The following is a 14,686-nucleotide window of genomic DNA, read 5'->3' on the forward strand; positions in this document are numbered from 1 at the left end:
GATGGCCCGTGGTCCCGCCCTCACCCCGCCGCCGCTGTCCGACCGCCCGGAGATCGAGCCGCCGCCGCTGGCCCCCGGGGCCATGGCGCACAGCAAGCCCTACGTCGCCCAGCCGGCCCACAACGAGGCCCTGGGCTACCCCGGCGAGCGGGTGGACGACTGGCAGGCCAAGGCCATCCAGGCCCTGGGCGAGCTGGTCGACTCCTCGCGGGCCCTCAAGGTCTATCTCGATTCCTGCGTCAAGTGCGGGTCGTGCGCCGACAAGTGCCACTACTTCCTGGGCACCGGCGATCCCAACAACATGCCGGTGGCCCGCCAGGACCTGGTGCGTCGGGTCTACCGCCGTCACTTCACCCCGGCCGGCAAGCTGGCCCCCGGGCTGGTCGGCGCCGCCGACCTCACCGAAGGGCTGCTGGAGGAGTGGTACAGCTACTTCCACCAGTGCAGCCAGTGCCGGCGCTGTTCGGTGTTCTGCCCCTACGGCATCGACACCGCCGAGATTTCCATGGCGGCGCGCGAGGTGATGGACCGCATCGGCCTGGGCCAGAAGTACTGCAACGAGATCCTCGGCAAGGTCCACAAGGTGGGCAACAACCTGGGCCTGCCCGAGCCGGCCCTGGCCGACACCCTGGAGGGCCTGGAAGAGGACATCGAGGAGGAGACCGGGCAGGCGGTCAAGCTGCCCTTGGACGTGGCCGGGGCCGACGTGCTGCTGATCACCCCCTCGGCCGATTTCTTCGCCGAGCCGCATGTCGACGGGCTGATCGGCTACGCCAAGGTGTTCCACCAGTTGGGGCTGTCCTGGACGCTGTCCAGCCACGCCTCGGAAGCCGCCAACTTCGCCATGTTCATCGGCAGCCGCGATCAGATGGCCAAGGTGGCCCAGCGCATCCATCAGGCGGCGCGCGACCTGGGGGTGAAACGCCTCGTCTTCGGCGAGTGCGGCCATGCCTGGCGGGTCGCCTACAGTTTTCTCACCAAACTGGCCGGGCCGTGGGATTTCCTCGATCCGCGCTGGCCGGTGCCGCAGCACATCCTGGAAGTGACCAACGCCGCCATCGAGACGGGCGGCATCCGGCTCGACCCCGAGGGCAACGCCGGCAAGGTGGTCACCTTCCACGATTCCTGCAACGTGGCCCGGGCCTCGCGCATGGGCGAGGGACCGGGCGGCCAGTTCACCCTGCCCCGGGCGGTCATCCAGGCCAGCGTGCCGCGCTTCGTCGACATGGCCGACGGCACCATCCACGACAGGACCTTCTGTTGCGGCGGCGGCGGCGGCCTTTTGACCGACGATCTGATGGAGCTGCGGATGAAGGGCGCCCTGCCCCGGGTCAACGCGCTGAACCATGTGGTCGAGACCCAGGGGGTCACCCACATGGCCGCCATCTGCGCCATCTGCAAGACCCAGTTCGCCAAGGTCCTGCCGCTGTACGGGCTGGACATGGAGATGGTCCAGTCGGTGCACGGGCTGGTCAGCCAGGCCATCCGGCTCGGCGCGGCCCCCGACTGAAACCCAGGGAGAGACGTCTCACCATGAGCAGCCAGACCCTCGCCGACACGCCACCCCAGGGCCGCAGCTGGCGCCGCTTCAAGGAGGGCGAGACCGCCTTCAAGCGCTGGACCGAGCAGATCTTCGTCGGCGACAGCTCCCACAAGTGCCCGACCTATGTCCACCGCACCCCGCCGTGCCAGGCCGGCTGCCCCTCGGGGCACGACATCCGGGGCTGGCTCCAGGTGGTGCGCGGCCTGGAGAAGCCGCCGGCCAGGGCCGACGGCAGCCCCATGCCGTGGCAGGAATACGCCTTCCTCAAGATGGTCGCCGCCAACCCCTTCCCGGCGATCATGGGCCGGGTCTGCCCGGCGCCCTGCGAGGACGGCTGCAACCGCAACCAGGTGGACGACTTCGTCGGCATCAACGCGGTCGAGCACATGGTCGGCGACTGGGCCATCGCGCACGGCCTGAAGCTGCCCGAGCCGCCGCCCCTGTCGGGGAAGAAGGTGGCGGTGGTGGGCGGTGGCCCGGCCGGTCTGGCGGCGGCCTACCATCTGCGCCAAAAGGGCCACGCGGCGACCATCTTCGAGGCCGAGGAAACCCTGGGCGGCTGGATGCGCCACGGCATTCCCGGCTACCGCACGCCGCGCCAGGTGCTCGATGCCGAGATCGGGCGCATCCTGGCGCTGGATGGCATCGAGGCCAAGACCGGGGTGCGGATCGGCCGCGACATCCCGCTCGCCACCCTGGAGGCCGAGTACGACGCCGTCTTCTGGGGCATCGGCACCCAGCGCGGCCGGGGGCTGCCCATCGAGGGCTGGGCCAACACCCCCAACTGCATCAGCGGGGTGGATTTCCTGCGCGCCTTCAACCAAGGCCGCCTGAAGCATGTCAGCCGGCGCATCATCGTGGTCGGCGGCGGCGACACCTCGATCGACGTCGCCTCGGTGGCCCGCCGCCTGGGCCACATCACCGAGGTCCACGAGAAGGACCGTCCGGAGAACGTGATCCTCGGCCAGACCGCCCATGATGTGGCCACCTCGGCGCGCCGCCAGGGGGCCGAGGTGGTGCTCACCTCGCTGTTCCCGGTCGAGCAGATGACCGCCGCCGAGCGCGAGGTGCGCGACGCCACCCACGAAGGGGTCAGCATCCGCGGCGGCATCATGCCGCTGGCGGTGCTGCACGATGGGAACGGCCGGGCCCGGGCCTTGAGGCTGTGCGAATGCACCATGGACGGCACGCGCCCGGTGCCGGTGGCGGGCACCGAGTTCGAGTTGGAGGCCGACCTGATCGTCTCGGCCATCGGCCAGGGCGGCGACATGGAGGGCCTGGAAGAGCTGGACAACGGCAAGGGCTTCATCGACGCCGACCGCACCTATCGGGTGAAGGGGCGCGACAGGCACTTCGTCGGCGGCGACGTGGTCCGCCCGCACCTGCTGACCACCGCCGTCGGGCATGGCCGGGTCGCCGCCCAGTCCATCGACGGGATGCTGGCGGGCACCCCGGCCGGCCGCCGGCCCAAGGTGGACGTGCACCATTTCAACCTGCTGGCGCTGCTGCGCGCCCAGGGCCGGGCCCCCGAGCCGGCGCCGGCCGAGGCGGTGCGCGGCACCAACGAGGCGACCTTCGCGGTGCACAACTTCGAGGACCGGGCAGCCAAGGAGATCATCACCCACGAGGGGCTGTTCCTGGGCCATTTCCCGGACGTCGAGCGCCACCGCCGCGACGAGATGCAGGTCGACGAGGCCGCCGTGATCGGCCACTTCGACGAACGCCTGAAGGCGCTGGGCGACGACGCGGCGATCGCCGAGGCCAAGCGCTGCATGAGCTGCGGCCTGTGCTTCGAGTGCGACAACTGCGTGATCTTCTGCCCCCAGGACGCGGTGCACCGGGTACGCAAGGCCGAGCGCGCGGTGGGCCGCTATGTGGAGACCGACTACAACCGCTGCGTCGGCTGCCACATCTGCCACGACGTGTGCCCGACGGGCTACATCCAGATGGGGCTGGGCGAGGAATGAGGGGGCGCGGGCGCACGGACCGGGGACGATGGCCCGCCCTTGATCCGATTGTCGACCCTGGTTCCGCTCCCCGGACCCCCGTCAAGGGGTTCACCCGGCGGAGCCGGCGCTTCGCGCCCTTGACGGGGGTCCGGGGAGCGGAAGGCTGCCGACCATCGGATCAAGGGCGGACACCGGCTTTGTCGGCCTGGCCCCAAAGGCGGCGACCGGCCCTGGCGCTGGCCGCCCTGTTGCTCGCGCTCGCGCTGGCCCTTCCGGTGCTGGCCACCCCGGCCGCCGCCGCCGAGCTGTTCCCCCAGGTGCCGGCCGCCGCCCCGGGCACCGAGTGCCTCGCCCCGCCCGGGGAGATGCGCCGCACCCACATGGACCGGCTCACCCACCGGCGCACCGAGGCGGTCCGCGCCGGCATCCGCCAGCCGGCCGAAAGCCTGACCCGCTGCCTGTCCTGCCACGCCGTCACCGACACCCACGGGCAGGTGGTCACGGCCGAGGACCCGCGCCACTTCTGCCGCGAATGCCACGACTTCGCCGCCGTCACCGTGGACTGCTTCTCGTGCCACGCCAGCCGCCCGGAGGACGCCCCGCGATGAGCCAGCCCGCGCGCCGCGACGTTCTGAAAAGCCTCGCCCTGGGCGGCGGCCTGACCCTGATCGTCGGTCCTGTCGCGCACGCCCTCGCCCCCCGCCCGCCCGGCCAGCCGGCCGACCCGGCGACCCGCTGGGCCCTGCTCGTCGACACCCGGGCCTGCAAGGTCGACTGTGCCGCCTGCGTCGATGCCTGCAACCGGGAAATGGGCCTGAAACAGCCCACCGACCCCGACTTCGACCCGGCCCACGACGCCCAGTACATCCGCAAGGTCACCCTGCGCGACCCCGACACCGGCCACACCACCGCCCCGCCCGTGATGTGCCAGCACTGCGCCAAGCCGCCGTGCGTCGATGTCTGCCCGACCGGCGCCTCGATGCAGCGGGCCGACCACATCGTGCAGGTCGACAAGCACCTGTGCATCGGCTGCCGCTACTGCATGATGGCCTGCCCCTACAAGGCGCGATCCTTCGTCCACCAGGATCTGACCGACCAGAAGCCGCACAACCCGCGCGGCAAGGGCTGCGTGGAAAGCTGCAATCTGTGCGTCCACCGGATCGACCGGGGGGAGCCGCCGGCCTGCGTCGCCGCCTGCCAGAGGGACGGCGGCGGGGCCATGGTCTTCGGCGATCTGGCCGACCCCAACAGCGACCTCAACCGCCGCCTCGCCGAGGCCGGCGGCCACCGCATCCGGGCCGACCTGGGCCTCGATACCGGCGTCTACTACCAGGGGCTTTGAGCCGACATGCCGCACGCTGTTCCCTACCGTCCGCTGAACGGCCACGCCCGGGGCTTCTGGCTGGTGCTCGGCCTGCTCGGGCTGGCCATCGCCGGCGGCCTGGGCGCCGCCCACCTGATGCATCACGAGGGGCACATCATCACCGGCATGACCAACCAAGTGGTCTGGGGCCTGCCGCATGTCTTCGCGGTGTTCCTCATCGTCGCCGCCTCCGGGGCGCTCAACGTGGCCTCCATCGGCGCCGTCTTCGAGCGCCCGCTGTACAAACCCCTGGCCCGGCTGTCCGCCCTGCTGGCCATGGCCCTGTTGATCGGCGGCCTGTCGGTGCTGGTGCTCGACCTGGGCCGGCCCGACCGGCTGACCGTGGCCATGACCCACTACAACTTCAAAAGCATCTTCGCCTGGAACATCTTCCTCTACACCGGCTTCCTGGTCCTGGTCGGGGCCTACCTGTGGGCCATGATCGACCGCGCCGGAGCCCGGGTCTACAAGCCGGCGGCCTACGGGGCCTTTGTCTGGCGGCTGGTGCTGACCACCGGGACCGGCGCCATCTTCGGCTTCCTGGTCGCCCGGCAGGCCTACGACGCGGCCATCCTGGCGCCGCTGTTCATCGCCATGTCGCTGGTCTACGGCAAGGCCATCTTCGTGCTCTTCCTGATGGCCGTCTGCCGGGCCAGCGGGCGGCCCCTGGGCGGGGTGGTGCTGCGCCGCCTGCAACGGCTGATGGGCATCGTGCTCGGCGCCATGCTGTACTTCGTCGCCGTCCATCACCTGACCAACCTCTATGCCAGCGAACACCACGGCATCGAAGCCTTCCTGCTGCGCGACGGCGGCCCCCTGACCACCCTGTTCTGGGGCGGCCATGTGCTGCTCGGCGGGCTGGTGCCGCTCTATCTGCTGCTCGCCCCCCGCCTCGGCGGCAACCGCCGCGCCCTGAGTGCCGCCGCCGTCCTGCTCATCCTCGGCGGGCTGACCCAGGTTTATGGGTTGATCATCGGCGGGCAGAGCGCCCCCCTGGTCCTCTTCCCCGGCTTCGAGGTATCCTCGGCCTTCGCCGATGGCGTAGTGGCCAGCTATGTGCCCAGCCCGTGGGAGGTTCTGCTCGGCCTCGCCGGGGTGGCCATCGGGCTTGTGGTCGCCGTGGTCGGCTGCGCCGCCCTGCCCATCCTGCCGGCCGACCTGTCCGACGCCGCCATCGATCCCGACCATGTGGCCGACACCCTGGATGAGCAGGACGGGGCCCTGGCCGGCACCACCTGACCTCCCGCCAGCCAAGGCCCAATGATGGACGAGCATCCCTTTGCCCCCTTCGTGCGCGCCCTCGGCAAGGGGCCGCACCTGTCGCGCCCCCTGAGCCAGGCGGAAACCGCCCAGGCGGCGGGCATGGTCATGCGCGGCGAGGTGGAGCCGGTGCAGCTCGGCGCCTTCCTGTGCCTGCTTCGGGTCAAGACCGAAACCCCGGAGGAGGTGGCCGGCTTCGTCGAAGGCATCCGCCCCACCCTGGCCCGCCCCCTGGCCGCGGTGCGGGTCGATCTCGACTGGCCCACCTACGCCGGCAAGGGGCGCCAGTTGCCGTGGTTCCTGCTCGCCGCCCTGCTGCTGGCCAGCCACGGGGTGAAGGTGCTGATGCACGGCGCGGCCGGCCATACCGCCGGCCGCCTCTACGTGGCCGACGCCCTGCCCGCCCTCGGCCTCGCCCCGGCCGCCTCGCTGGACGCCGCCGCCGCCCAGGTGGCGGCCCACAACTTCGCCTACCTGCCGCTGCCCGCCCTGAGCCCCCGGCTCGACGAGATCATGGCCCTGAAGCCGCTGCTCGGCCTGCGCTCGCCGCTGCACACGGTGGCCCGCAAGCTCAACCCGCTGGGCGCCCGGGCGCAGATGCTCTCGGTCTCCCACCCGCCCTACATCGCCGTCCACATGAAGGCGGCGGCGCTGCTCGGCCAGCCCCGGATGGCCATCTTCAAGGGCGAGGGCGGCGAGGCCGAACGGCGCCCCCACAAGACCCAGACCGTGCACCGCCTGAGCGACGGCGCCACCTTCGAGACCGACTGGCCGCCCCTGCTCGACGGCCCCCCGCCGGGCCCCGAGGCGGACATGGACCCGGCCCGCCTGGCCGCCCTGTGGCGCGGCCAGGAGTCCAACCCGCTGGGCGAGGCCGCCGTCATCGGCAGCGCCGCCATCGCCCTGGAACTGCTGGGCCGCGCCGACTCGCCGGCCGAGGCCGACGCCCTGGCCCGCACCCTGTGGGCCGAGCGGCCCCCCGCCCTGCCCGGCCAGACCACCTGAGCGCCGCCATGGCCCGCCTGTTCCTGTCGGCCGCCCACAAGAGCTCGGGCAAGACCACCATCAGCCTGGGGCTGGCCGCCGCCCTGACGGCGCGCGGGCTGGTCGTGCAGACCTTCAAGAAGGGGCCGGACTACATCGACCCCCTGTGGCTCGCCCGGGCCAGCGGCCGGCCCTGCTTCAACCTCGACTTCAACACCCAGAGCCGGGGTGAGATCGGCGCCCTGTGCGCCACCCACGCCGCCGAGGCCCAGGTATCCCTGATCGAGGGCAACAAGGGTCTGTTCGACGGCATGGCCCTGGACGGCAGCGACAGCAACGCCGCGCTGGCCCGCGCCGTGGCCGCCCCGGTGGTGCTCATCGTCGACTGCCGGGGCATGACCCGGGGCATCGCCCCGCTGCTGATGGGTTACCGCGCCTTCGAGCCCGACCTGCCCATCGCCGGGGTGATCCTCAACCGCACCGGCGGGGCACGCCACGAAGGCAAGCTGATCGCCGCCATCGAGCACTTCACCGACCTCAAGGTGCTGGGCGCGGTGCGCGAGGCCCCCGAGCTGGCCATGCAGGAACGCCACCTGGGCCTGATCCCGGCCAGCGAGGCGCCCGAGGCCGCCGCCACCGTCGCGCGCATCGGGCGGGTGGTCGGCGACGGCGTCGACCTGGACGCCCTGCTCGCGCGGCCCGCGCCGCCGCTGCCGGCGCCACCACCGGCGACGCCCCGCCCGGCGCCCGACCTCAGGATCGCCATCGCCCGCGATGCCGCCTTCGCCTTCACCTACCCCGACGACGCGGCCGCCTTCGCCGCCGCCGGGGCCGAGTTGGTGCCCGTCGACACCCTGAGCGACCCCGCCCTACCGCCGGACATCGACGCCCTGGTGCTGCCCGGCGGTTTCCCCGAGACCCAGGCCGCCCATCTCGCCGCCAACGCCCCCCTGCGCCAGGAGATCGCGCGGGCCATCGCCGCCGGCCTGCCCACCCATGCCGAATGCGGCGGCCTGATGCTGCTGTGCCGCGACATCGTCTGGCAGGGCGAACGCTTCCCCATGGCCGGCGTCATCCCGGCCAGCGCGGTGATGCACCCCAGGCCCCAGGGGCACGGTCTGGCCCGCCTGCGCCCCACCGCCCAGGCCCTGTGGAGCCCGCTGGCCCCCGACGCCGAGCCGGACAGCCTCCCGGCTCACGAGTTCCACCACTCAAGCCTGCGCGAGATCGACCCCACCTTCACCCCCCGCTTCGCCTTCGAGGTGGCGCGCGGGACCGGCATCGACGGCGCCCACGATGGCCTGGTGGTCCACAACACCACCGCCACCTACTGCCACCTGCGCCAGGCCGGCCCGGTGCGCTGGGTCGACGCCTTCGTGGCCTTCGCCCGCAGCCGGCGGGGATAGGCGCTCCCGCCCCCTCCCTTGTGGCCGTCCGCGAAGCGTGGCATGGATGGGGCCCATTCCAATCTGCGTCGGTCGCCTCATGATCCGTATCGAGGATATCTCCCACCGTTACACCGGGCGCCGGGGTCAGCCCGGGCGGCTGGCCCTGGACGCGCTGTCGATGGAGGTGCCGGCCGGGGCGTTCTGCGTCCTCTCCGGGCCCAACGGCAGCGGCAAGTCGACCCTGTTCCGCCTGCTCTGCGGGCTGGCCCGGCCAAGCGCCGGCAAGCTGTGGCTGACCCTGCCCGAGGGCCAGCCCATCGACATCGCGGCCGACCCGGCGGCGGCGCGGGCCCACCTCGGCGTGGTCTTCCAGAGCCCGGCCGTGGACCGCCAGTTGAGCGTCGCCGAGAACCTGGCCATCCACGCCGACCTCTATGGCCTGAAGGGCGCCGAGCGGCAGGCCCGCCGCGACGAGGCGCTGGCCTGGACCGACCTCGCAAACCGCCTGAACGAGCGCGTCGAAACCCTTTCCGGCGGGCTGATGCGGCAGGTCGAGCTGGCCAAGGTGCTGATGACCCGGCCCTCCGTGCTGCTGCTCGACGAGCCGACCAGCGGCCTCGACCCGGCCAGCCGGCGCGCCTTCATCAAGGCCCTGACCACGCTGAAGGAAGAGCGCGGCCTGACCGTGCTGATGACCAGCCACGTCTTTTCCGAGGCCGGCGAGGCCGACAGCGTGGCCATCCTGTGCGATGGCCGCCTGCTCGCCCACGACACCCCGCGCAACCTGAAAAGCCGGGTGGGGCGCGAAATGGTCGTCGTCGAGCCGGCCGAGGGCTGCGACCTTCAGGCCCTGGCCGGCGATCTGGCGGCCTCGGCGCCCGACATCCCGCCGCGCGTCTACGGCGAGGAAATCCGCCTGGAAGACCTGCCCCCCGGGCGCTCGGTGGCCCTCATCAAGACCATCCTGGAAAACCACCGCCATTGCATCGCCGGGGTGGCGGTGCGCGAGCCGAGCCTCGAGGACGTCTTCGTCCACGTCACCGGCAAGGGCCTGCCCGACGCTCCGGACAGCCCCCCGACCAGTCAAGACGAGCGCGCCGCATGATGACCTCGACCATCCTCACCCTGGCCCGGCGCGAGTTCATCCGCTTCGTGCGCCAGCCGCACCGGGTCGCCGGCAGCCTGGGCCAGCCGGTGCTGTTCTGGCTGTTCCTGGGCTCGGGCTTCACCCCCAGCTTCCAGGGGCCGGGGCTGTCGGAGATGACCTACCTCGAGTACTTCTACCCCGGCGTTTTGATGATGATGATGCTGTTCACCTCGGTGTTCTCGGTCATCACCGTCATCGAGGACCGCGACCAGGGCTTTTTGCAGGGCGTGGTGGTGGCCCCGGTGCCGCGCCTGGCCATCGTGCTGGGCAAGGTGCTGGGCAGCGCCGGCATCGCCCTGTTCCAAAGTTTCCTGCTGCTGCTCGCCGCCCCCTTCCTGGGCCTGCCGCTGACCGTCTCGGGCAGCGCCCTGGTCATCGGCTCGATGATCCTGTGCAGCCTGGGCTTCACCACCCTGGGCTTTGCCTTCGGCTGGGGGATGCGCTCGACCTCGGGCTTTCACGCCTTCATGATGATCTTCCTGATGCCGTTGTGGATCCTCTCCGGGGCCATGTTCCCGCTCAGCAACCTGCCCGGCTGGCTGGATGTCATCACCACCCTGAACCCGGTCACCCACGCCATGACCCTGCTGCGCGCCGGCTTCTATGCCCCCGCCGCCGAGGCCCTGGCCCAGCCCGGGGTGCTCTCCGCCCTGGGCATCACCGCCGCCTGGGTGATCGCCGGCATGATCGCCTCGGCGCAGCGGGTCGGGGTGCGCGAGGAGGGCGCCCCCCTTGGCTGACACCCCCGCCGCCGATCTGGGTGAGCTGCTCGGCCGCCTCGCCGGGGCGCCGGTGGTCTGCGTCGGCGACCTCATGCTGGACCGCTTCGTCTACGGCTCGGTCGGGCGAATCAGCCCGGAAGCGCCCATCCCCGTGCTGGCCATCGAGCGGCGCACCTCCATGCTGGGCGGAGCCGGCAACGTGGCCCGCAATCTGGCCGCCCTGGGTGCCGTGCCCCACTTCCTGGCCGCCGTCGGCGACGACACGGCGGGCGACGAGGTGGCCCGCCTGCTCGCCGAGTTGGGGGCGAGCGTCCATCTGGCCCGCCAGCCGGGCCGGCCGACCACCATCAAAACCCGCTATTTCGCCGCCAACCAGCAACTTTTGCGGGCCGACGAGGAAACCGCCGAGCCGCTGGCCCAACCGGTTCTGGACCAGATCGCCGAGCACGCCGAGGCCGCCCTGCAAGGGGCCGGCGCCCTGGTCCTCTCCGACTACGGCAAGGGCCTGCTCACCGCCGACCTCACCGGCCGCCTGATCGACGCCGCGCGCGCCCTCGGCGTGCCGGTGGTGGTCGACCCCAAGGGGCGCGACTTCAGCCGCTATCGCGGCGCCCGGGTGATCACCCCCAACCGCGCCGAAGCCGCCCTGGCCAGCGACCTGCCCACCGAGACCGACGCCCAGGTGGCCGCCGCCGGCCAGGCCCTGTGCGCGGCCAGCGGCGCCGAAGCCATCCTGATCACCCGCAGCCAGCACGGCATGAGCCTGATCGAGGGCGCGGGCACCCTCCACCTGCCGGCCCGGGCGCGCGAGGTGTTCGACGTCTCCGGCGCCGGCGATACCGTGGTCGCCGCCCTGGCCGCCGCCCTGGCCGGCGGCCTCGCCCTGCCCGAGGCGGCGCGGCTGGCCAACGTCGCCGCCGGCATCGTGGTCGGCAAGGTGGGCACCGCCACCGCCAGCGCCGACGAGGTGCTGGCCGCCCTCCACCACCAGGACCTGTGGCGGGCCGAGCACAAGCTGCTCTCGCTCGACGCGGCACAGAGCCGGCTCGCCGACTGGCGGGCCCGCGGCCAGCGCATCGGCTTCACCAACGGCTGCTTCGACCTGCTCCACCCGGGCCACCTGTCGCTGCTCGCCGAGGCCCGGGGCCAGTGCGACCGGCTGGTCGTCGGCCTCAACTCCGACGCCTCGGTAAAACGCCTGAAAGGCCCCGAACGGCCGATCCAGAACGAAGCCGCCCGGGCCACCGTGCTGGCCGGGCTGGCCGCCGTCGATGCCGTGGTCATCTTCGCCGAGGATACCCCGCTCTCCCTCATCAAGGCCCTGGCCCCCGACGTGCTGGTCAAAGGCGCCGACTATACCGAGGACCAAGTGGTCGGCGCCGCCGAGGTGAAAGCCCGGGGCGGCCGCGTCCACCTGGCCCGGCTGAAGGAAGGCCACTCGACCACCAGCACCGTGCAACGGCTGAAAGGCTGAAGAAGGCACAAAAGGGGCTCCGCCCCTGACCCCGCCGGGGGACCGAAGGCGGTCCCCCGGACCCCCGCCATTTCGTTGGTGCGAAACGCTCGGGATGAGCAGGGTGCTCCGGTTTTTTGGTTGCAGGCCAGCTTTGCTGGCCTGCTGAAACACCCCCCAGAGAAACACGCCTCCGATAGCCGAAGGCACTCTGAAGCGCGTTTCGGGGTGTTTAAGCAGGCCGGCTTGGCCGGCCTGCTTAAACAACCATGGGCCCAAGGCTCTGTGGTCGGTCGGCGTGTCGACGCGGTCGGTAGGTTTTTGGTTGCGGGCCAGCAAAGCTGGCCCGCGTAATTAACCCCTAGCGGGCAAGCCGTTCACCGGCGCGGTTTGGCACCAACGAATTGGCGGGGTCCGGGGGGACCCTGTCCCCCCGGCGGGGTGCGGGGCGGAGCCCCGCGCGCGGAGCCCAAGCTTCCCCCCCTTTGACCGGACGCAAGGCGTCGTTCAGGCTTGGTGGTTAGGGTCTGCTGTCCATTCGCAACGGAGGGTGTTCGATGTCCCTGCCTTTTGATCCCCTGGCCCATGCCTTGTATGGCCTGGGCTGGCTCAGTTTCGGGCTTAGCCATTCGTGGCTGGCCGGGCCGGCGGCGGAGCGGCGTTTCAAGCCTCTGTTCGGGGCCTGGTGGCGGATTGTCTACAATGTCATCTCGACCTTGCACATCCTGCTGGTGATGGCGCTGGGTGGCTGGCTGCTGCCGGCTGGCCAGCCGCTGCCGCTGCCTGACTGGGCGCCGTGGGCGATGGGCGCGGTGGGGGTGCTGGGGGTTGGGCTGATGGTGTGGTTCGCCGGCTACTATGACGGCATGCGCCTGCTGGGGGTGACCCAGCTCAAGGGTGCTCACGAGGGCCACGCCGAGTCCGACGAGGAGCCATTGCACCGGGTCGGCCCGCACCGCTACGTCCGTCACCCGCTGTACAGCGCCGGCATCCTGATCTTCTGGGGCCTGGCCTTCACCGAGGCCGGGCTGGCCACCGCCATCTGGGCGACCCTGTATTTCTGGCTGGGCAGCCGGCACGAGGAAAGGAAACTCACCCGCCTGTTCGGCGAGGACTACACCCGCTACCGCAACACCGTGCCCGCCCTGATCCCCTGGAAAGGCCGCGCTTGGGTCGAGTGACCCCCAGGCGTGGGACGTGGAGCCATGCAAAGGGGCGCTGCCCCTTTGAACCCCGCTGGGGAGGCCGGGGGCCTCCCCAGACCCCACCATGAATCAAAACCCCACCCAGGGGGGCTTGCCCCCCTGGGTGGGGTTTTAAGTCACGGCGGGGGTCCGGGGGGGCCCCTGGTCCCCCCGGCGGGGGTTCCAAGGGGGCAGCGCCCCCTTGGCAGGGCCCCACACTCCACGCCTGGGGGGTCCTCGAAGCGGCGACGGCCCGCCGTGGGGGGCGGGCCGTCGGTAGTGTTTTCTGATCGGAGGGTTTGTCTTAGGCCTTGGCGGAGCCGCGTCCGAATTCGGGGTAGGCTTCGAGGCCCAGTTCCACCTTGTCGAGGCCGAGCTCTTCCTCTTCCTCGCTGACCCGGATGCCGAGGGTCATCTTGAGGATGAACCAGACGGCGAAGGAGACGGCGAAGACGAAGGCGCCGATGGCGAAGATGCCCAGCAGCTGCGAGCCGATGTTGGTGCCCGGGTTGGACAGGACCACGGCGATGGTGCCCCAGATACCGGCGAACAGGTGGACCGGGATGGCGCCAACCACGTCGTCGATCTTGAGCTTGTCGAGCAGCGGCACGGCGAAGACGACGATCACGCCGCCCACGGCACCGATCAGGATCGACAGGCCGGGGACCGGGGTCAGCGGCTCGGCGGTGATCGAGACCAGACCGGCCAGGGCGCCGTTGAGGGCCATGGTCAGGTCGACCTTCTTGTACATCACCTGGGTGAGGATGACCGCCATGACCAGACCGCCGGCGGCGGCCAGGTTGGTGTTCATGTAGATCTTGGCGATCGAGGCGACGTCGGCGCCGGTGCCCATGGCGAGCTGCGAGCCGCCGTTGAAGCCGAACCAGCCCAGCCACAGGATCATGGTGCCCAGGGTGGCCAGCGGCAGGTTGGCGCCCGGCATCGGGTGGACGCGGCCGTCGGCCCCGTACTTGCCCTTACGCGCGCCGAGCAGGATGGCGCCGGCCAGGGCGGCCCAGCCACCACACGAGTGGACCAGGGTCGAGCCGGCGAAGTCGGAGAAGCCGGCCTCGGCCAGCCAGCCGCCGCCCCACTGCCAGGAGCCCTGGATGGGGTAGATGATGGCGGTCAGCACGACCACGAAGATGGCGAACGGCCACAGCTTGATGCGCTCGGCCAGGGTGCCGGAGACGATCGAGGCGGCGGTGGCCACGAACACCATCTGGAAGAACCAGTCGGAGGCGTCCGAATAGCCGGCCTCGCCGATCGAGGCGCCGTCGATGATGGCGTTGTCGCCGGCGATCGACCAGATGCCGGGCACGCCGAGGAAGCCGCCGGCGTCGATGTTGTACATCAGCTGGTAGCCGACGATGTAGAACATGATGCCCGAGGTGGAATACAGCATCACGTTCTTCAGAAGCTGCATGGAGGTGTTCTTGGTGCGGACCAGGCCGGCTTCCAGCATGGCGAAGCCGCAGGCCATGAACATGACCAGGAAGCCGTGCACCAGGAAGGAGAAGCTGTTCAGGATGTACTGGCCCTCGGCCAGATCGAAGAACGCCGGCTCCTGGGCGGCGGCCGGGGCGGCGCCCAGGGTCATGGCCCCCAGGGCGGCGGCGATCCCGGCGCTCAGATACGTGCGATCAATGCGCATTGGTCTTTCCTTCTCGTCGGAACGTCTTTTCGAGTGTGT

General features: G+C 71.2%; 12 protein-coding genes. 11 read left to right on the top strand and 1 reads right to left on the bottom strand.

The features are described from left to right. The first annotated feature begins 1 nt into the window (after position 1). The 11 genes from dsrK to BLR95_RS03330 all read left to right on the top strand — a co-directional run bounded on the left by dsrK (position 2) and on the right by BLR95_RS03330 (position 12,990). Complete coding sequence (gene dsrK, locus BLR95_RS03280) at positions 2–1,510, top strand: sulfate reduction electron transfer complex DsrMKJOP subunit DsrK (RefSeq protein ID WP_218119475.1); 1,509 nt, start codon at positions 2–4, stop codon at positions 1,508–1,510. Positions 1,511–1,533: 23 nt separating this feature from the next. Then, positions 1,534–3,510: an NAD(P)-binding protein gene (locus BLR95_RS03285; protein ID WP_092615404.1), complete on the top strand. Its 1,977-nt coding sequence runs from the start codon at positions 1,534–1,536 to the stop codon at positions 3,508–3,510. Positions 3,511–3,740: 230 nt separating this feature from the next. Beyond that, on the top strand, positions 3,741–4,100 hold the full coding sequence (locus tag BLR95_RS03290; RefSeq protein WP_143130920.1) for an Hdr-like menaquinol oxidoreductase cytochrome c subunit: 360 nt from the start codon (positions 3,741–3,743) through the stop codon (positions 4,098–4,100). Then, positions 4,097–4,834, top strand: coding sequence for a sulfate reduction electron transfer complex DsrMKJOP subunit DsrO (dsrO, locus tag BLR95_RS03295; protein ID WP_092615410.1), 738 nt, complete (start codon positions 4,097–4,099; stop codon positions 4,832–4,834). Before BLR95_RS03290 ends, dsrO begins: the two co-directional genes overlap by 4 nt. Before the next feature lie 6 nt (positions 4,835–4,840). Further along, a complete protein-coding gene (gene nrfD, locus BLR95_RS03300) occupies positions 4,841–6,094 on the top strand; it encodes an NrfD/PsrC family molybdoenzyme membrane anchor subunit (RefSeq protein ID WP_092615413.1) in 1,254 nt (417 codons plus the stop codon). 24 nt (positions 6,095–6,118) lie between these two features. Further along, a complete protein-coding gene (locus BLR95_RS03305) occupies positions 6,119–7,120 on the top strand; it encodes a glycosyl transferase family protein (protein ID WP_245689224.1) in 1,002 nt (333 codons plus the stop codon). Between the two features lie 8 nt (positions 7,121–7,128). Further along, the gene (locus tag BLR95_RS03310) at positions 7,129–8,505 is read left to right on the top strand and encodes a cobyrinic acid a,c-diamide synthase CobB (protein ID WP_092615419.1); all 1,377 of its coding nucleotides are present in this window, start codon (positions 7,129–7,131) and stop codon (positions 8,503–8,505) included. Positions 8,506–8,584: 79 nt separating this feature from the next. Further along, positions 8,585–9,592: an ABC transporter ATP-binding protein gene (locus BLR95_RS03315; protein ID WP_092615422.1), complete on the top strand. Its 1,008-nt coding sequence runs from the start codon at positions 8,585–8,587 to the stop codon at positions 9,590–9,592. After that, positions 9,589–10,374 carry an ABC transporter permease gene (locus BLR95_RS03320; protein WP_092615425.1) on the top strand — a complete coding sequence of 262 codons (786 nt, stop codon included), beginning with the start codon at positions 9,589–9,591 and terminating at the stop codon, positions 10,372–10,374. The genes BLR95_RS03315 and BLR95_RS03320 overlap by 4 nt, the downstream gene beginning before the upstream one ends. Further along, positions 10,367–11,830, top strand: coding sequence for a D-glycero-beta-D-manno-heptose-7-phosphate kinase (gene rfaE1, locus BLR95_RS03325; protein ID WP_281241282.1), 1,464 nt, complete (start codon positions 10,367–10,369; stop codon positions 11,828–11,830). The genes BLR95_RS03320 and rfaE1 overlap by 8 nt, the downstream gene beginning before the upstream one ends. 536 nt (positions 11,831–12,366) lie before the next feature. Continuing rightward, on the top strand, positions 12,367–12,990 hold the full coding sequence (locus tag BLR95_RS03330) for a methyltransferase family protein (RefSeq protein ID WP_092615428.1): 624 nt from the start codon (positions 12,367–12,369) through the stop codon (positions 12,988–12,990). A 307-nt stretch (positions 12,991–13,297) separates the two neighbouring features. Here BLR95_RS03330 and BLR95_RS03335 read toward each other — a convergent pair whose 3' ends face one another. After that, complete coding sequence (locus tag BLR95_RS03335) at positions 13,298–14,647, bottom strand: ammonium transporter (protein ID WP_092615431.1); 1,350 nt, start codon at positions 14,645–14,647, stop codon at positions 13,298–13,300. Positions 14,648–14,686 lie beyond the last annotated feature (39 nt).

Origin of the sequence: Roseospirillum parvum, assembly GCF_900100455.1 — a bacterium.
GTDB lineage: Bacteria > Pseudomonadota > Alphaproteobacteria > Rhodospirillales > Rhodospirillaceae > Roseospirillum > Roseospirillum parvum.